Below are 19,442 nucleotides of genomic sequence, written 5' to 3' on the forward strand. Positions count from 1 at the left end.
CGTCACTATCGATGCCGCGCCAATAGCAAACGACGATAGCAGAGTCACCAAAGACGGTGTGCCAGTGACAATCGATGTGCTGCACAACGACACCGATTTAGACGGCGATATCGACCCAAGCACTGCGGTGATCGTGACTAACGGCACCAAAGGCACGGCAACATTCGACGCCGATGGCAAACTGGTTTACACCCCAAATCGTGGTGAAGTGGGCACCGATACCATCACTTACACCGTCAAAGACAAAAACGGCAACGTGTCCAACATAGCTGAAGTAACGATTGAAATTACACCATCATTACCATCAGTTGTGGATGTTTATGAAAAAGGGCTCAGAACAGATGGAACTGCGGATAGTGCTTTAGCCGTGACAACAGGGACAATAATATTAGCAAACCCTAATGATAAGCCGACTACAGAGCAGGATCTCAAAATCACAGAGCCTACAACGACTCTGACATCAGGCGGTAAACCTGTTATATGGGAAGTAACAAGTGATGGCTTTGTAGGCAAAACCTCAGAAGGCAAAGACGTTATTTCTGTTACCGTCACAGATGTCAAGAATGAAAATGGCCAAACTAGTGTTGATTATCATATTGATTTGAAAGGCCTTGTTGATCATCCTGCAGGTACAGATTCACTCAAAATTGATTTTGGATTAAGTAATGGCATAGATATTGTTGATACTGAAATTATTATTCATGATGATAAGCCATTCTCTGATAATGTTGAAGTCGTGGTGCAAGCCCCAACTAATAATACATTCTATGCGAATGTAATTATTTCATTAGACTTATCTAGCAGCATGGGGAAAAGGGATAGCGGAATTTCAGATGAAAGTTCGAGAACAGCGATAAAAACACGCTATGATGCCGCGCTAGATTCAATCGAGAGTTTATTAAATAGCTATGAAGAGCGCTTAAATAGTGCTGATTCAGGTGATGTTCGTGTAAGTTTGAATGGTTTTGCGGATGAAGCATCGGTTATCAATCCATCATTACAAACAACGCATGGTACTTCACATTGGTTTACTTTGGATGAAGCTAAAGATTTGATCAATAGTCTAAAAGGTAATCAAGGTAAGATATCACATAGCTTAAATATTGGGGTTAATACTAACTATGACGCGGCATTACAGCAAATCGTAGATAGTTATAATAATCTTCCAGCAAGTGGTACAGGTCCTGTGACGGAGCAATCTGTTGATAATACCTTCTTCTTTATTAGTGATGGAACACCTAATATGGGGAATAATGTTTATGATCCAGGAATAAGTGAGCAGTCACCTCAAGATTATGTTCCAGGAAGTGCTTATACCGATATTGGTGAAGATAAGTGGACTGAATTTTTGGTAGATAATGGAATTCGTTCTGTTGCAATCGGAATTGGTCAAGACATGGTGACTGTCAATAATGGAAAAACTGGTTCAGATTATCTGAAACCCGTTGCTTTCGATGGTAAACATGGCACTGATAATGACCAGAGTGACGTGATTGTGTTGAAAGACATGAGCTCTTTAGGAAATATTTTGAGTAAATATGTGCCAAATGAAAATGTCATTGAAAGTAGTTTTTCTAAAGGTAAAGATGCAACTTCATCTTTAACCTTTGGTGCAGATGGAATGAAATCAATTAGTGTTGAAGTCGATGGTATAACTTACAAATATGATCCATTAAATAAATCAGTGTCATTTGATGGAAATGATAAAAGTAATTGGGCTGATTTCGGTAACGGTGAAATCGCGATTAAGACCAATGCTGGTGGGCTCTTTTCAATTTCTTTAGGAGAGAAAAACTTCGGTGATTTCTCTTATCGACCAAGTACAACACGCCCAGTTGGTGTTGATAAAGAAGAGTTTACTTTAACTCTAACAGATAATGACGGTACGAGTTATCAACCTTCAATTACTGTGAATATAAGTGATCTTAAAGAGTCTACGAGTGTATCACCAATCACGAGTGACCTTTCATTACTGAAGCTATTTTCACAAGAAAATACTATGGAGCTGCATGAAATGGATGTTGATGGGAGTATTGCATCAACCAATTTGAGTGGTTTTATGAATTCATCGTTAGATGCGTTACAAGAAAACCAAGCTGCAATAATCTAAAATTATAATTATGGGGGTATTAAAAATAATGCCCCCAACATTTTAATATATTTATATGAATGGAAATGTTAATGAGTAATAAGGCTGGTTAACCCTGCCTCTTTATTTTATTAATATTAATATTCCTAATATTAATAGGTTGAAATGTATTTACATCCTTCTTTATAGACATATATTTAAAATATGAAATTAAGAGCTTTTAATATTCTGGCTATATTCTTATTGAGTGTATTCTCTGTGAATACAGTAGCTGATGTTATTGAATTGAGAAATTTACTTAAAGATTCTTTATATAATACGCCTGAAGTTCAAGAAGCTCATGCGAATTACCAAGCTGCACAAAGTAATGTGAAAATGGCAAACTCCGGGCACTATCCAGTGGTAAGTGTGATGGGGACACAGCCAGTTGCTCAACATCATAAATATGAAAGTAATTCTATGGAATCAGGGTTTCATCCAGGAGTGAAAACAACAATGAATGTTTATGCTTGGGGAGGAATAGAGGCTGGTGTTGATAGAGAAAAATTCAAACAAGAATACTATGAGAATCAATATGTTCTTTCACAAGAAGATATAAGCGTTCGAATTAGTCAGCTTTATTTACTTATTTTAAGAAATAAAGAAACACTTGTTGTCATTGATGAAAACTTAGCTCGTCATCAACATATATTAGAGAAATTAAATACGATAATTCAGTATGACCCTGGTCGTTCAAGTGAATTAACGCAAGTTAAAGCACGTACTTTGAAAGTTGAGATGAACCGAGCTGAAGTAGAGCGGAATTTAAATTTAGCGTTAAGTCAGCTATCGATATTAACGCAAAGAAAATTATTAGCAGATCAATTTCTTGACCCGTTTCGAAATACTGATAGCACTGAAATTTTACGGAACTTTCAAGAGAGTAATCTGGAAAATAACCCAAGTTATAAAGCACAGGTTGCCGATGCAAAAAGCCTTGATGCAGATGTTAAAGTCGCAAGTGCAATGAGAAAACCTGCACTAAACTTAGAAATAAATGCAACTCCTGATAATAAAGAGGTTTTTTTACGTGTTTCTTGGAATATCTTTGACCAAGCTAGTTATTATAGTGAAGCACAAAAAGAGTATGCATTATTAGCATCCAATGAGCGAATTAAAATAACATTTCGTGAAATTGAAGAAATGAGCCAATCCGCAGCTATAAATATGATGAAAAGTGAAGAACAAGAAGCTATAGCTAAAAATTATATTTTGGAACAAAAAAAAGTTGTCAGCAATTATGAAAAACAATTTACGATTAACCGTCGTTCATTGATTGATTTATTAGATGCTTATAATGAGTTAGCAAATATACAGACAAGTGCAGTCACTTTGAAAAATGATTTTAGAGACGCGACACTTAGTTATCTTAGTGTGCAGGCAAAAATGTCTGCATGGATGAATCAATAAGTGCTAAAAATAACATGAATATTATTAATAATATATCCCTAGTTACTGCGCGGTTAGGGTATGCGATCCTGCCAGAGGTATTACTATCTCAAACAAAAAGAAAGGCTGATAAATCAATAGATTACTCCTCTCTTGTTAACGTGTTAAATTCACATCAATTCGATAACCAGTTGATTGAGATTGATTTAAAAACTATCCCGACTATTGCTGTTCCTTTTATTATATTACTTGAAAATAATGAGTCTATTGTTATTAATAAAATAGAAGAAAACAATAATGAACGTTATTTTGAAATCTTAACGAAAGAAGGAATTTGTCAGTCAATTAGCATTGAAATGCTATCAAAAAATTATTCAGGGTATAGTTGGTTTATAAAACGAAATATAAAATCTGAGAGCCGTTCTGAAATTGAAAAATACGAAAAAAATCATTTTTGGAAAATAATTTGGCAGTTTAAAAAGTATTATTATCAAGTTATCGTAGCTTCATTCGTAATTAATGTTTTGGCGTTAATTAGCTCCCTATATGTCATGAATGTCTATGATAGAGTGATCCCAAATCAAGCGTATGAAACATTATGGGTATTATCGATAGGTGTTCTGCTAGCAATATGCTTTGAATTTTTAGCAAAAATGCTGAGGGGTTACCTTCTTGATATTGCTGGGAAAAAAGCTGATATCATAATAAGCGCTATGTTATTTCACCGAGTAATGGGGATTCGCTTAGATAAAAAACCATCTTCATCTGGCTCTTATGCAAATAATTTACGTGATTTTGAATCCATCCGAGAATTTATGACGAGTGCTAGCTTGATAGCGCTTGTTGACCTACCTTTCATTCTGTTGTTCATTGGCGTGATCAGTATGATTGGCGGTTATCTCGCATTAGTTCCATTGACTATTATTCCTATCGTTATTATCGCTGGTATTTTGATTCAAAAACCTTTAGCTGAGGGCATTAATGCATCAATGAAAGAAACCTCTCAGAGACAGGGTTTAGCCGTTGAAGCTATCGAAGGTATTGAAACGTTAAAGTTGAACAATGCAGTCAATTGGGCTCAACAGCGGTGGGAAATATTAACAGAGAAAACGGCATTCGCATCCATAAAGGTCCGTAATTTAACCAACTTTATGTTGAATTTCAGTGCGGGAATGCAACAAATCAATACTGTTGCATTAGTTTTTGTTGGTACCTATTTGATCCATGCTAGTGATGTAGACTCACGCATTACTATGGGGGGATTGATTGCTAGTGTAATACTGTCTGGGCGAGCATTAGCACCTTTAGGACAAATTGCAGGCTTAGCAACGCGTTTTCAATCTGCTCGGACAGCGTTAAATGGTGTTAAAAATATTTTTGAACGTCCAATTGAGCGCGAAGATCATAAAAAATATATTTCACCAACCTCCGTTAGAGGTGCGTTGACGTTATCTAATGTCAGCTATCGTTATAATAAAGATAGCCAACCAGCCTTGGAAGATATTAATTTAAATATTGCTGCTGGAGAAAAAGTGGCCATTTTAGGCAAAATCGGCGGTGGAAAAAGCACCCTTTTAAAATTATTAACTGGGCTATATGAGCAGCAAGAAGGCAATATATTTTTAGATGATATAGATATTCGCCAAATAGACCCTATTTACTTAAGAAGTAAATTGGCGATGTTAACACAGAAACCACGGTTATTTTTTGGTTCATTGCGTGAAAATCTAGACCTTGCCCGCCTTGACGGTTATTCCTCTGATGACGACTTAATTCATGCGTTGCAGCGTTTTCATTTAGATAAAATTATTCGCCAACATCCGGCTGGCTTAGATATGCCACTAGGTGAAGATGGCTTAGGTCTTTCTGGCGGCCAAAAGCAAATTGTCTCTTTAGTACAACTGACATTGCATAATCCACAAGTTGTTTTATTAGATGAGCCAACTACAGGAATTGATGTTGAAACGGAAAAAGACGTACTAGCGGCTATTGGTGAATGGACAAAAAATAAAACACTTATTGTTGTGACACATAAATTACCTATTTTGAGTTTAGTCGATCGTATTATTGTTGTTGATAATGGCCGAATTGTACTAGATGGCCCTAAAGATTCGGTGCTTAAAACATTAGAAAAGAAAGATGATATAGAAAAAGCAGTGAACACAGATAAACCGAGAGTTCAGCGCCCAGCTGTGCCACAAGTTCGTATTGTTTCACAGGTTAGACACGCTATAAAACAACATGAAGGGAAGGTTGAACATGAACAAGCATAAGCAATCTTCCGAGAGGAGCAAAAACAGTTATCAATCTCATGATTTTTCACATGATTTACAATCAGTGATGAAAAAAGAGCGCCATACATTACTGTTTCTTCCGATCCTATTCTTAGCACTGTTATTGACTGTTTTTATTATTTGGGCTTATTTCAGTGATTTAGAAGAGATAATTCGAGGCCAGGGAACGATTATTCCTAGTAGTCGTGAACAAGTCATTCAAAGTATCGATCCCGGTAATATTGAAGAAATGTTTGTTAAAGAAGGTGATATCGTTGAAAAAGGGCAAATTCTTCTCAAGTTAGATGATGCAAGAAGTATGGCAGTCTTGCGGGAAAGCCAAGCGAAGGTACAAAATTTAGAAGCAATATATATCCGATTATATAGTGAATCACGTAATGAAGAACCTGACTTTTCGGCAGTCAATGACCAAAAGTTAGTGGAACGTGAAATGAATGCATTTAATGCAAAAAAAAGGCAAAGAGACGAAGCTATTGCGGGTTTAAGACAAAGTAAAAACTTATTAGATAGAGAAATTGCAATCACTCGACCTTTAGCCAAAGAAGGCTTGGTATCTCATGTGGAAGTGTTACGCATGGAAAGACAGTCTGTTGAGCTAGCAACACAAATTAATGAGCGTGAAAATAATTATATTGCAGAGGCGAATGAGGAATTAATTCGTGTTGGTTCTGAGCTTGCTCAAGCCAAAGAAAATATGGGCATGCGTGAAGATCATGTTATACGTTCAGAGATTCACGCACCTGTACGTGGTATCGTGAAAAATATTAAAATCACGACAGTGGGTGGCGTTGTTAATACCGGGCAAGATATCTTAGAAATTATTCCATTAGATGACAAATTAATGGTTGAGGCTTATATTCGGCCACAAGATGTTGCTTTTTTAAGACCAGAGATGCCTGCAGTAGTAAAAATAACCGCTTATGACTATGCTATTTATGGTGGGTTAAAAGGGACTGTAAAATTGATCAGCCCTGACACTTTAAGTAATAACAATCAGCGTAATGATTTAAAATTAAATCAAGAAGAAACGTTTTATCGTATTATTGTTGAAACAGAAACGAATTACTTACTCGATAAAAATAACAATAAAATGGATATCATTCCTGGAATGATTGCTTCCGTTGATATTAAAACGGGTGAGAAAAGTGTTTTTGATTACCTTATTAAGCCGATCACACGGATGAAGCAGGCATTAACCGAAAGATAAATTCCATACGTCAACGATATTATTTTTATAACAAAATAATAGTATTTTAGTTATATTTCCGTGTGTTGTGTTATATATGACTCAGCGGAATACGCAACAAGACAAGATGAGAGCATTATTAAGCTCTCATCTTACTCAAACTAAATATCAGGGTAATGCTTCATGACTCACTGGTCATGGTTTCTAACTGTTCCTGCAAATCCATCCACTCCATTTCGACATCTTCAAGCGCGGCTTTATGTTCAGTTTGTTTTTTCAAACATTCCGTCAATTCAGCTTTCTTATCTTGTTCATAAATGGAAGCATCAGAAAGTTTTGCTTCTAGCTCACTCAGCGCGTTGGAGTGTTTATCCATCTGCTTTTCCAATTCCGTAATTTTTTTACGGATAGGCTGAGTTAACTGACGAAATTCAGCTTCACGACGTTTTTGATCTTTTCTATCTTGTGCTGTAACCGTTGCCGCGGCTGCTGGCTTGTCTTTCTCTTGTTGATCACGAACTTGCTGTAATTCGAGCTTATTTTGCTCAGCTAGCCATTGTTGGTAATCTTCTAAATCACCGTCAAATTGCTCGACAGAACCGCCATGGACTAAATACAGTTCATCGGTGGTGGTGCGCAGTAAATGCCTATCATGGGAAACGACAACTAAAGCCCCTTCGAAGGCCATTAAGGCTTCGGTAAGTGCTTGGCGCATATCTAAGTCCAAGTGGTTAGTTGGCTCATCGAGTAGCAGTAAATTTGGGCGTTGCCAGACGATTAAAGCGAGTACTAAGCGGGCCTTTTCACCGCCAGAGAAACGGCCGCTTGGGTCAGTAACTTGGTCACCTTTAAAACCGAAACCACCTAAATAGTCACGTAACTGCTGCTCAGTTTGCTCTGGTGCAAGGCGGGCAAGATGCTGCAAAGGTGACTCTTCAGGGTGTAAATACTCTAATTGGTGCTGAGCGAAATAACCGAGTTTAATCCCTTTTGCGAGGGCGATTTCTCCCTGCAATGGTGGTAAATCACCCGCTAACATTTTGATTAAAGTTGATTTACCCGCGCCATTGCGCCCCAATAGGCCAATGCGTGAACCCGGTACTAAGTTCAGTTTGATGGATTGCAAAATGACTTTTTCACCATAGCCAGCGCTGACTTTTTCCATTTTTAATAATGGATTCGGTAAGCTTTCTGGTTTACGGAATGAAAAATGAAATGGGTTATCCACATGAGCCGGAGCGACCATTTCCATTCTTTCAAGCATCTTAATACGGCTTTGTGCTTGTTTGGCTTTGGTGGCTTGCACTCTAAAGCGGTCAATATAACTTTGTAAATGCGCCGCTTTGGCTTGTTGGCTTTCATATAACGCTTGCTGTTGAGCGAGCTTTGTTGCGCGTTGGCGTTCAAATGACGAGTAGTTACCCGTGTATTCAAACATCGTTTCTTGTTCGATATGCAGGACTTTATCAATAATCGGGTCGAGGAAATCCCTATCATGGGAAATCAAAATCAGGGTGCCTTGGTAGCTTTTCAACCATTTTTCTAACCAAATTACTGCATCTAAATCAAGGTGGTTGGTCGGCTCATCGAGCAGCAACAAATCTGAGCGGCATAACAAAGCCTGCGCCAAGTTCAAACGCATTCGCCATCCACCGGAAAATGATTTTACTGGGGAATCTAGCTGTGCTTGGCTGAAACCTAAACCATGTAGCAAACTGGATGCGCGAGAACGGATAGTCCATGCATCAATGGCATCAAGTTGCCCATGTACGGCAGCAATGGCATGGCCATCATTTTTTTCATTGGCTTGCTGAAGTTTTTGTTCTAGAGCGCGGAACTCGCGGTCTCCATCAATCACATACTCAAGCGCTGGCACATCGAGAGCTGGCGTTTCTTGGTTAACCCATGCCATAGACCAATTGCTTGGAAAGGTTGCAGAACCTGCTTCAGCTTGTAATTCGCCTTTTAATAACGCAAGAAGCGTCGATTTACCGCAGCCGTTTTTACCCACTAAACCAACTTTTTGGCCGGGGTTAATAGTCGCAGTGGCATTGTCCAGCAGGACACGAACACCTCGGCGAATTTGGAGTGAAGAGAAAACAATCATAGCAACCGTCTATTAAAAATATGTTAAATTATCAACGTATATACTCTAAATAATTCACGGTGCTGTTAGGCGACAAGCAAATGAGTCGCTAGGAGCCTACTTAAGCAGGTGACTAGTGCGAATGCGCGTAGTCAACAACACAGCAACGTGAAGTATAACGAGTATAGCAGGCTGCATGGTAACGGAAAATGTTCCGTCTGACACGCCTTTGAGGAGGGAAAGATGTCAAATACACCGAAAGTGCTAGTGGTCTACGCTCACCCGGACCCCGACGAATCTATGGCTAATAAGGCGTTACTGGGTGCTATACATGATTTTGACCATGTAACTGTGCACGATTTATACGCAATTTATCCAGATTATTTTATTGATGTTACCGCGGAACAAAAATTATTGTGCCAGCACGATATCATTGTTTTTCAGCATCCCCTTTATACTTATAGTTGCCCTGCATTGTTGAAAGAGTGGTTTGACCGCGTGTTAACTCGCCGTTTTGCTACCGACGTGGGGTATCAAAAATTAAAAGGCAAATACTGGCGCTCGGTGATCACCACCGGAGAGCCCATTCACGCTTACCAACATGATGGGTATAACCATTACCTACTCACGGAAATACTTCGCCCATTTGAATTGACCGCATTAATGTGTGATATGCAGTGGCTGGAACCAACCATTATTTATGCAGCACGTCGGCAGCCGAAAGAACGCTTTGAACAGCTTATTGATGACTACCGCCAATGGATGCAACAACCACTAGGCGCGGGAGGGTTATCCTAATGTCAGAACTGGGGCTATTTGAGTCCGTTATTATTTTCCTCTGTGCAGGGGTAATAATGGTGCCGATCGCACAAAAAATCCGCTTAGGTGCTGTGCTTGGGTATTTGCTTGCAGGGATCATGATTGGGCCATTTGTTTTCGGCTTTATTCGTAATGTTGATGATATTTTACACTTCTCCGAAATGGGGGTGGTGTTCCTGATGTTTCTCATTGGTTTAGAGCTCAAACCTTCTAAATTATGGGAACTTAGGCGCTCGATTTTTGGTGTTGGTACGCTTCAAGTGGTTGTGACCGCTGCTATCATGGCGTCATTGTTATTTTTAGCCAAATTCTCTTGGCAAGCCGCCATTGTCGGTGGATTAGGAATGGCGATGTCTTCAACGGCAATGGCACTTCAGTTGATGAACGAAAAAGGGATGTCTAATAAAGAAAGCGGGCAACTTGGTTTCTCTGTTTTGTTATTTCAAGATATGGCCGTTATTCCTATTATGGCGCTGATCCCATTGTTAGCCGGGGACTCCGCAACCAGTGATTGGCAAAAAATTGGCTTGAAAATAGTAGCATTCGCAGGCTTATGGGTAGTTGGCCGCTATTTATTACGACCGATGTTCAGGCTTGCCGCTAAATCTGGCGTCCATGAAATTTTTACGGCTGCAGCATTACTGGTGGTATTAGGCTCCGCACTTATTATGGAAAGCCTTGGGTTTTCTATGGCACTGGGCACCTTTATGGCAGGGGTCATGTTAGCGGAAACAGAGTTTCGCCATGAACTGGAAATTAATATCGAGCCATTTAAAGGGTTATTACTGGGGCTATTTTTTATTTCAGTAGGTATGTCATTAAATTTAGATGTGCTATGGGCCTATTTACCACAAGTATTGATTGCCGTTGCAGTATTAGTCGGAGTCAAAGCGTTGGTACTTTACGGCCTGAGTTTAGCGGCTAGGCTTCGAAATGGTGCAAGAGCGCAATTTTCCGGGGTACTTAGCCAAGGTGGTGAATTTGCTTTTGTGATCTATGGAACTGCCTTTGGGGCAAGTGTGATTAATGAATGGCAAATGGACTTACTGCTGGTGGTTGTCACACTTTCCATGATGACTACGCCACTTGTGATGCAGCTGATAGATGCCTATTTGAACTACCGTTATAATCAACAACCAGCCTCGAGTGAAAAACCGTTTGTGGAAGACAATGACCCGCATGTTATTTTGGTCGGTTTTGGCCGCATGGGGCAGGTGGTTGGCCGCTTATTGATGGCTAACAAGGTTAAAATCACCGTGCTAGAACAAGATGTTACAGCAATTGGTACCATGCGCCGCTACGGCTATACCGTATATTATGGTGATGCGCGTGAACTGCAGTTATTGCGTTCCGCAGGAGCAGATAAAGCGAAGTCAATTGTGATCACCAGTGATGTGCCAGAAGAAGTGATGGAAATTGTGCAAATTTGCCAAGAAAATTTCCCTAACTTGCATATTATTGCACGCGCTAAAGGTCGTCTTGAGGCACATGAGCTATTACAATGTGGGGTCACTGATTTCAGCCGTGAAACATTCTCAAGTGCGCTTGAATTAGGTAGTAAAGCTCTTGTTAGCACAGGAATGCATCCTCATAAAGCCTATCGTGCCAAACAGCATTTCCGCCGTTTAGACATGAAAATGCTCAGGGATATCTACCCTGAAAATGAAAATAGTGATAGCGGGCAAATTTCACGCATTAAAGAGGCGCGCCGTGAACTTAATGAGCTCTTTGAAAAAGAAATGCAACGAGAGCATCGCCAGCCTCATAGCTGGAATAATGAACAGTAAGGGTTAGAAATGTCTTCAACACGTAAACGCTTTATTGCAGGGGCGACTTGCCCTAAATGCAAGTCACAAGACACTTTAATGATGTGGCGTGAAGATAAAATTGATGTTGTCGAGTGTGTCAATTGCGGTGACCAACAGCGCCAAGCAGGGGATGAAGCAACGGGGCATGTTAGACAAAAAGAGCAGGTTATTGGAATTTTTACACCTGAATAATAGAAATTTGTCAATTCTCAATACATCATCATAGTTTTTCGGTACAATTGGCAAAAATTTTTCCCTTACGGGTAGTAGGAGATGTCATGAAAGTAGCAAAAGACTTGGTGGTCAGCTTGGCTTATCAAGTAAGAACAGAAGACGGTGTTTTAGTTGATGAATCACCAGCAAGCGCACCAATGGACTATTTGCATGGTCGTGGGTCTTTAATTTCAGGTTTAGAAAAAGCATTAGAAGGCCGTTCTGTAGGCGAAAACTTCGATGTTGAAGTAGCTTCAGATGACGCATATGGTCAATACGATGACAACTTAGTTCAACGTGTTCCTAAAGATGTATTTATGGGCGTTGATGAGCTAGAAGTGGGCATGCGTTTCTTAGCTGACACTGACATGGGCCCTGTTCCTGTTGAAATCACCGGTATCGAAGGTGATGAAGTTATCGTTGACGGTAACCACATGTTAGCAGGCCAAAACCTGAAATTTAATGTTGAAATCATGGCTATCCGTGAAGCAACAGAAGAAGAAATTGCACATGGCCACGTCCATGGTGCAGGCGGTCACGACCATGACCACGACCACGAAGGTGGTTGCTGTGGTGGTGGCGGTCATAGCCACGGTTCAGAAGGCGGCTGCTGCGGTGGCGGTGAAGGCCACGGACATGGTCACAAACAAGGCGGTTGCGGCTGCCACTAATACGCGGTATTAGTGTTTGTAAAAAAAGGAAGCGAAAGCTTCCTTTTTTGCATTTAAAATCAATGGTTTTGCATTCTAAATTAATAATGCGGTGGCGGCGTTTCTTCTTCAGGTCTTGCTAAGTGAGAATCTTGGGATGATTTCAGTCTTTCAGCCACAATGCGCAAGTGTTCTTGAAGGCGGCTCATTTGCATTTGCTGGTCAGTAATAACCTGATTAAGTTGCTCAATAGCCAGTTCTTGAAAGGCAACTTTACTTTCTAAAAGTTCCAAACGTTGTTCAAATGTATCAGATGAGTCCATATTCGACTCTCCTTAAGCGTTTATATCGTAATTAAACCATCATAATAACCGAACATTACAAATCAACAGATAAGTTTTAGTTAAAGATATAGGCGATGAAACGACTTTTTGTTAATGTGGTCTCAGTAGTTCTTATATTTTTTAATACTCAATGGGATAACGGGTCTAAACTTAAAGAGCCCTATCCACAAAACGAATAGTTCGCTATTCGAATATAATCGAATAAAAGTTATCGGAGACTAGGATGAAATCACTGTTTAAGGCAAGCCTTTTAGCAACTACGCTAGCATTTACTTTTGCTGCTCCGCAAGTGATGGCAGCGGAAGCCAAAGCACAAAGCAGCGCATTCAAAAACGCAGAAGAGCGTAATGCGTATGCATTGGGTGCATCTTTAGGTCGTTACATGCAGAATTCTTTAGAAGAACAGAAAACAATCGGTATTAATTTGGACAAAGCTCAATTACTGGCAGGTGTTCAAGATGCATTTAACGGCAAAAGCAAAATGACTGATGCAGAAGTTGAAGAAACCCTGCGTCAATTTGAAGGCCAAGTCAAAGAAGCAGCTGACAAAAAAATGAAAGACGAATCAGCAGCGAATGAGAAAAAAGGTGCTGAGTATCGCGAGAAATACGCTAAAGAAAAAGGCGTAGTTAAAACCAAATCTGGCTTACTGTACAAAATTGAAAAAGACGGTACAGGTGCGAAACCTAAAGCAGATGAAACTGTCGTAGTTCACTATAAAGGTTCACTGATTGACGGTACTGAATTCGACAGCTCATATTCACGTAACGAGCCACTGACTATTCCATTAAACTCAGTCATTAAAGGCTGGACTGAAGGTTTAGTTAACCTGAAAAAAGGCGGGAAAATGCAGTTAGTGATCCCTGCTGAATTAGCTTATGGTGAAAATGGCGTGCCGGGTATCCCTGCAAATTCAACATTAGTCTTTGATGTTGAATTATTAGATATCAAACCTGCCGCGAAATAAGCACTCACTAAGCATTAGCTAAGTGTATTTTTGAGCCCAATGCATTCATGCCTTGGGCTTTTTTGTCTTTCTCATCAAAAAAATTCTCAAATTGTTTAAAACTTGTGATAAAACAGACTGTCTTGCATTCATTCGCTTGACGGCAACGTCTTGGAGTTTTAACTTCAGAAGACTCTATTTTATTTTTTATCATCATAATTGTTGGCTACAAACAAAGTAATGAAGGCCAAATAGTCGAATAATGAACGCCTTTTTAGTCAACAGGATGAGTTTTTACATTAGAAGGATGATGTTGAAATGTCTGATTCTATACAATCACACGACCTCAGCGATATTAACATATTGGATAACCAACCCTTTTCTGAGACAGACCATGAAATTTTAAAATCATATGAAGCCGCGGTGGATGGTCTGGCAATGCTAATCGGTGGGCATTGTGAAATTGTTCTTCACTCTTTAGAAGACCTAAACTGCTCTGCAGTTAGAATCGCAAATGGCCAACACACTGGGCGTAAAATCGGCTCACCGATAACAGACCTTGCGTTGAGAATGCTGCATGATATGGCAGACGAAGAATCGAATGTATCGAAGGCTTATTTTACGAAAGCAAAAAGCGGTGATTTAATGAAATCCGTGACTATTGCAATTCGTAACCGCAAGCAACGTGTGATTGGCTTACTATGCATTAATATGAACCTAGATGTGCCGTTCTCTGAAATTATTCAATCGTTTGTTCCAGAAACCAAACAAGAAGTCACTTCAGATGTGAATTTTGCCTCTTCAGTTGATGATCTTGTCGCGCAAACATTGGAATATACGATCGAAGAAGTTGGCGCTGACCGTAATGTTTCGAATAATGCGAAAAACAAGCAAGTGGTCCTTAATTTATACGAAAAAGGTATTTTCGATATTAAAGATGCCATTAACCAAGTTGCAGACCGCCTGAATATTTCTAAACACACCGTTTACTTATACATTCGTCAATTCAAGAGTGGTGAATGAGTAATATAAATTCGTTAACTTACTGCTTAGTTGTGACAGGCCCTGCTTACGGTACACAACAAGCAGCAAGTGCGTATCAATTTGCCAAAGCCCTTCTTGAAGAAGGGCATATATTGAAAACACTCTTTTTTTATCGTGATGGTGTTTTCAATGCGAACCTGCTCACATCACCGGCAACAGATGAATTTAATTTAGTTCCAGCTTGGCAGGAACTCGCAAAACAATCTGGGTGTGAAATGCATATCTGTGTTTCCGCTGCGCTGCGTCGAGGAGTGGTTGACCAAGAACAAGCGCAAAGTTTATCTCTTCCAACGGCTAACCTTGCTGAGGGCTTTATCATGAGCGGGTTAGGGAGCCTTGCTGAAGCGATGATAACCACAGACCGAACGATTCAATTCTAAGAACAGCTCAATACAAGGTATCGTGTGAAAAAAATAGCTTTTGTCTTTACAACCATGCCCCATGGAAATGCCAGTGGCCGAGAAGGGCTAGATGCATTATTAGCAACTTCAGCGCTGACAGAAGACATTCAGGTGTTTTTTCTCTCTGATGGTGTCTACCAGCTTCTAGCAAACCAACACCCTGCTGAAGTGCTTGCCCGAGATTACATCGTTACATTTAAAATATTGCCATTATATGACATTGAAAAAATTTATCTCTGCAGTGCTTCGCTACAAGAAAGAGGGTTGGGGGAGAATGGTGAATGGGTTGTGACTCCAACAATTCTCAACAAGAAAGAGATCAGAGCTAAAATAGCGGAATGTGATGTGGTGCTTAATTTTTAATCTATTGTGCGAATTTTGAGCTTGGGTTAGGTTTTGATCTATAGTAGGATCTTTTCTATGCTGTATACATTAGCAACATCTCCATTTAAATGTGATTTTTCTGCGATGCTAGGTTTTATTACGGCTGAAGACGTAGTTTTACTGATGCAGGATGGCGTGGTTGCGGCAGTCGCACAGTCGCCTTTTCTTGCTGCATTACAAAAAACAGGCGCGCAGCTGTACGCTTTGGATGTCGACATCAACGCTCGCGGGTTGCAAAATACCCTCTCAACCACAGTTTCTGTGATCACATATCAAGGTTTTGTGAAGCTAACAGAAGTCCAAAAACAACATTTTGCCATATAAAGGCATTAAAAGTTGTATATTTCTTGACACCTGAGCCAGTCAGCAATAAAATTTCGCGTCCTCGTGTATCGTCATGTTGGCGAACGAGGTCAAAATCCGTGTTTACGAAGCAATAAAACCAGGAGCTTTTTTAATAATGGCAACTATTAATCAGCTGGTACGCAAATCTCGTAGCTCGAAAGTTGTTAAAAGCAACGTTCCAGCACTGGAAGCTTGCCCGCAAAAACGTGGCGTATGTACTCGTGTATATACTACCACTCCTAAGAAACCAAACTCAGCATTACGTAAAGTATGCCGTGTTCGTTTAACTAACGGTTTCGAAGTTTCTTCCTACATCGGTGGTGAAGGCCACAACTTGCAGGAGCACTCCGTTATCCTTATCCGTGGTGGTCGTGTTAAAGACTTACCAGGTGTGCGTTATCACACCGTTCGCGGTGCACTGGACTGTTCTGGTGTTAAAGACCGTAAGCAAGCTCGTTCTAAATACGGCGCGAAGAAACCTAAGGCTTAATGGATTTCCGTTAAGTAAGGCCAAACATTTTAATCTTAATGTCAAAATACTCTCGTAGAGTTTTGGACAAACCTGAATTAACAACGGAGTCATATCCATGCCACGTCGTCGCGTAATAGGTCAACGTAAAATTCTTCCAGATCCTAAGTTCGGATCAGAATTACTGGCCAAATTTGTAAATATCCTGATGGTAGACGGGAAAAAATCTACTGCTGAAGCAATCGTATATAACGCACTTGAGACCCTTGCTCAGCGTTCTGGTAAAACTGAACTTGATGCATTCGAATTAGCACTGGATAACGTGCGTCCGACTGTGGAAGTTAAATCCCGCCGTGTTGGTGGTTCAACTTACCAAGTTCCAGTTGAAGTTCGCCCGGTTCGTCGTAATGCCCTGGCAATGCGTTGGATCGTTGATGCTGCTCGTAAACGCGGTGATAAATCTATGGCACTTCGCCTGGCAAATGAATTATCAGACGCTGCTGAGAACAAAGGTTCCGCTGTTAAGAAACGTGAAGACGTTCACCGTATGGCAGAAGCTAACAAGGCGTTCGCACACTACCGTTGGTAATTATTTCTTACCTACATTAGTGATGTATCTCAGGGTAGCCATTTGCTACCCTTTATATGAAGCATTGAACGCCCACGAGAGAGGAAAAAATGGCCCGTCAAACGCCCATAGCACGTTATCGTAATATCGGTATCAGTGCACACATCGACGCCGGTAAAACCACAACTTCTGAACGTATTCTGTTCTATACTGGTGTAAACCATAAAATTGGTGAAACTCACGAAGGTTCTGCAACAATGGACTGGATGGAGCAGGAGCAAGAGCGTGGTATTACTATCACATCTGCAGCGACTACTGCATTCTGGTCTGGTATGGCAAAACAGTATGAGCCACACCGTATCAACATCATCGACACCCCGGGACACGTTGACTTCACAATCGAAGTAGAACGTTCTATGCGTGTTCTTGATGGCGCAGTAATGGTTTACTGTGCAGTTGGTGGTGTTCAGCCACAGTCTGAAACTGTATGGCGTCAGGCTAACAAATATAAAGTTCCACGTATCGCGTTCGTTAACAAAATGGACCGTATGGGTGCGAACTTCTTACGTGTTGTTGAGCAATTAAAATCACGTTTAGCAGCTAACGCAGTTCCACTGCAATTACCAGTCGGCGCAGAAGAAGCGTTCACAGGTGTTGTTGACTTGCTGAAAATGAAAGCAATTAAGTGGAGCGATGAAGACCAGGGCGTTACCTTCGAATACGAAGATATCCCTGCGAGCATGCAAGAAGCAGCTGAAGAGTGGCACAACAACCTGATCGAAACCGCAGCAGAAGCATCAGAAGAACTGATGGAAAAATATCTGGGCGGTGAAGAACTGACTGAAGCAGAAATTAAAGCTGCATTACGTCAACGTGTTCTTGCAAGCGAAATTATCCTGGTTACCTGTGGTTCTGCATTTAAGAACAAAGGTGTTCAGGCGATGCTGGATGCGGTGGTTGATTACTTACCTGCGCCAACAGATGTACCTGCAATCAATGGTATTCTGGATGACGGTAAAGACACACCTGCAGAGCGTCACGCAAGTGATGATGAGCCATTCTCATCATTAGCATTTAAAATTGCAACTGACCCATTCGTTGGTAACTTAACGTTCTTCCGTGTTTACTCTGGTGTTGTTAACTCAGGTGACACAGTTCTGAACGCAGTGAAATCGAAAAAAGAACGTTTTGGCCGTATCGTACAGATGCACGCTAACAAACGTGAAGAGATCAAAGAAGTTCGCGCTGGTGACATCGCGGCTGCAATCGGTCTGAAAGACGTAACTACAGGTGATACTTTATGTGCTGTTGATGCACCAATCATCCTGGAGCGTATGGAATTCCCAGAGCCAGTAATCTCTGTTGCAATTGAACCAAAAACTAAAGCTGACCAAGAAAAAATGGGTATCGCATTAGGCCGCTTGGCTCAAGAAGACCCATCATTCCGCGTATCAAGTGATGAAGAGACTAATCAGACTATCATCGCTGGTATGGGTGAATTGCACTTGGACGTTCTGGTTGACCGTATGCGTCGTGAATTTAAAGTTGAAGCGAACGTTGGTAAACCTCAAGTTGCTTACCGTGAAGCAATCACTATGAAAGTGACTGATATCGAAGGTAAACACGCGAAACAGTCTGGTGGTCGTGGTCAGTACGGTCATGTCGTTATCGATATGTTCCCACTGAACAAAAACGATAAAGACGGCGTTCAAATGGATTACGAATTTGCCAACGACATCAAAGGTGGTGTGATTCCAACTGAATACATCCCTGCAGTTGACAAAGGTATCCAAGAACAGCTGAAATCTGGTCCATTAGCTGGTTACCCGGTTGTTAACATGGGTGTTCGTTTACATTTCGGTTCTTACCATGATGTTGACTCCTCTGAATTGGCGTTTAAACTTGCGGCTTCAATCGCGTTTAAAGATGGCTTCAAAAAAGCTAAACCAGTTCTGCTTGAGCCAATCATGAAAGTTGAAGTGGAAACACCAGAAGACTACATGGGTGATGTTATTGGTGACCTGAACCGTCGTCGTGGTATGATTGAAGGTATGGATGACCTGCCTACTGGTAAAGTCGTTCGTGCACAAGTACCATTGTCAGAAATGTTCGGTTATGCTACTGACCTGCGTTCTCAGACACAAGGTCGTGCTTCATACTCTATGGAGTTCCTGAAGTACAATGAAGCACCAAACAACGTTGCACAAGCTGTAATCGAAGCTCGTAACGCTAAATAATCGATTTTTATCGGTTAACTACTTTAATTTAAGTTCCTTCTTTATCGTGAAGAGGGAACTCCATAAGGAATAGAGTCGTGTCTAAAGAAAAATTTGAACGTTCAAAACCGCACGTTAACGTTGGTACTATT

Annotated in this window: 18 protein-coding genes; 16 read left to right on the forward strand and 2 right to left on the reverse strand. The window is 40.6% G+C overall.

What is annotated here, in order from left to right; genetic code table 11:
* From PR800_RS19140 to PR800_RS19155, 4 genes are all read left to right on the forward strand, one after another.
* A partial coding sequence (locus tag PR800_RS19140; RefSeq protein WP_272531251.1) for an Ig-like domain-containing protein occupies positions 1 to 2,110 on the forward strand: 2,110 nt, incomplete at its 5' end.
* A gap of 183 nt (positions 2,111 to 2,293) precedes the next feature.
* On the forward strand, positions 2,294 to 3,538 hold the full coding sequence (locus tag PR800_RS19145; RefSeq protein ID WP_206276872.1) for a TolC family protein: 1,245 nt from the start codon (positions 2,294 to 2,296) through the stop codon (positions 3,536 to 3,538).
* Between the two features lie 14 nt (positions 3,539 to 3,552).
* Positions 3,553 to 5,790, forward strand: coding sequence for a type I secretion system permease/ATPase (locus PR800_RS19150; RefSeq protein WP_206276873.1), 2,238 nt, complete (start codon positions 3,553 to 3,555; stop codon positions 5,788 to 5,790).
* Positions 5,777 to 7,018, forward strand: a complete 1,242-nt coding sequence (locus PR800_RS19155) for an HlyD family efflux transporter periplasmic adaptor subunit (protein ID WP_166265877.1) — start codon at positions 5,777 to 5,779, stop codon at positions 7,016 to 7,018. Before PR800_RS19150 ends, PR800_RS19155 begins: the two co-directional genes overlap by 14 nt.
* Before the next feature lie 160 nt (positions 7,019 to 7,178).
* Here PR800_RS19155 and PR800_RS19160 read toward each other — a convergent pair whose 3' ends face one another.
* On the reverse strand, positions 7,179 to 9,104 hold the full coding sequence (locus PR800_RS19160; protein ID WP_206276871.1) for an ABC transporter ATP-binding protein: 1,926 nt from the start codon (positions 9,102 to 9,104) through the stop codon (positions 7,179 to 7,181).
* A 222-nt stretch (positions 9,105 to 9,326) separates the two neighbouring features.
* Here PR800_RS19160 and kefG point away from each other — a divergent pair, with 222 nt between their 5' ends.
* The 4 genes from kefG (at position 9,327) to slyD (ending at position 12,594) form a co-directional block, all read left to right on the forward strand.
* Positions 9,327 to 9,881, forward strand: a complete 555-nt coding sequence (gene kefG, locus PR800_RS19165) for a glutathione-regulated potassium-efflux system ancillary protein KefG (protein ID WP_272531252.1) — start codon at positions 9,327 to 9,329, stop codon at positions 9,879 to 9,881.
* Entirely contained in the window at positions 9,881 to 11,689 is a 1,809-nt protein-coding gene (gene kefB / locus PR800_RS19170; protein WP_195698090.1) for a glutathione-regulated potassium-efflux system protein KefB, read from the forward strand. The genes kefG and kefB overlap by 1 nt, the downstream gene beginning before the upstream one ends.
* 9 nt (positions 11,690 to 11,698) lie before the next feature.
* A complete protein-coding gene (locus PR800_RS19175; RefSeq protein ID WP_102138906.1) occupies positions 11,699 to 11,902 on the forward strand; it encodes a YheV family putative zinc ribbon protein in 204 nt (67 codons plus the stop codon).
* An 86-nt stretch (positions 11,903 to 11,988) separates the two neighbouring features.
* Entirely contained in the window at positions 11,989 to 12,594 is a 606-nt protein-coding gene (gene slyD, locus PR800_RS19180) for a peptidylprolyl isomerase (RefSeq protein WP_004262508.1), read from the forward strand.
* Between the two features lie 80 nt (positions 12,595 to 12,674).
* Here the strand turns inward: slyD and PR800_RS19185 are convergent, their stop codons facing one another.
* Positions 12,675 to 12,896: a SlyX family protein gene (locus tag PR800_RS19185; protein ID WP_004262507.1), complete on the reverse strand. Its 222-nt coding sequence runs from the start codon at positions 12,894 to 12,896 to the stop codon at positions 12,675 to 12,677.
* 244 nt (positions 12,897 to 13,140) lie between these two features.
* Between PR800_RS19185 and fkpA the strand changes: the two genes are divergently transcribed.
* From fkpA to fusA, 8 genes are all read left to right on the forward strand, one after another.
* Positions 13,141 to 13,884, forward strand: a complete 744-nt coding sequence (fkpA, locus tag PR800_RS19190) for an FKBP-type peptidyl-prolyl cis-trans isomerase (protein ID WP_102138909.1) — start codon at positions 13,141 to 13,143, stop codon at positions 13,882 to 13,884.
* A gap of 297 nt (positions 13,885 to 14,181) precedes the next feature.
* Complete coding sequence (locus PR800_RS19195; RefSeq protein ID WP_102138910.1) at positions 14,182 to 14,886, forward strand: helix-turn-helix transcriptional regulator; 705 nt, start codon at positions 14,182 to 14,184, stop codon at positions 14,884 to 14,886.
* Positions 14,883 to 15,287 (forward strand): sulfurtransferase complex subunit TusD, encoded by a 405-nt coding sequence (gene tusD / locus PR800_RS19200; RefSeq protein ID WP_102138911.1) that lies wholly within the window; start codon positions 14,883 to 14,885, stop codon positions 15,285 to 15,287. The genes PR800_RS19195 and tusD overlap by 4 nt, the downstream gene beginning before the upstream one ends.
* Positions 15,288 to 15,341: 54 nt before the next feature.
* Positions 15,342 to 15,671, forward strand: a complete 330-nt coding sequence (tusC, locus tag PR800_RS19205; RefSeq protein ID WP_407072566.1) for a sulfurtransferase complex subunit TusC — start codon at positions 15,342 to 15,344, stop codon at positions 15,669 to 15,671.
* A gap of 57 nt (positions 15,672 to 15,728) precedes the next feature.
* Complete coding sequence (gene tusB / locus PR800_RS19210; protein WP_102138913.1) at positions 15,729 to 16,016, forward strand: sulfurtransferase complex subunit TusB; 288 nt, start codon at positions 15,729 to 15,731, stop codon at positions 16,014 to 16,016.
* A 136-nt stretch (positions 16,017 to 16,152) separates the two neighbouring features.
* A complete protein-coding gene (rpsL, locus tag PR800_RS19215; protein ID WP_004265905.1) occupies positions 16,153 to 16,527 on the forward strand; it encodes a 30S ribosomal protein S12 in 375 nt (124 codons plus the stop codon).
* A gap of 97 nt (positions 16,528 to 16,624) precedes the next feature.
* Positions 16,625 to 17,095, forward strand: coding sequence for a 30S ribosomal protein S7 (gene rpsG / locus PR800_RS19220; protein ID WP_004262486.1), 471 nt, complete (start codon positions 16,625 to 16,627; stop codon positions 17,093 to 17,095).
* Positions 17,096 to 17,184: 89 nt separating this feature from the next.
* Complete coding sequence (gene fusA, locus PR800_RS19225; protein WP_102138914.1) at positions 17,185 to 19,311, forward strand: elongation factor G; 2,127 nt, start codon at positions 17,185 to 17,187, stop codon at positions 19,309 to 19,311.
* Positions 19,312 to 19,442 lie beyond the last annotated feature (131 nt).

It is taken from the genome of Providencia sp. PROV205, from assembly GCF_028479505.1.
Taxonomy (GTDB): Bacteria; Pseudomonadota; Gammaproteobacteria; order Enterobacterales; family Enterobacteriaceae; genus Providencia; species Providencia huaxiensis.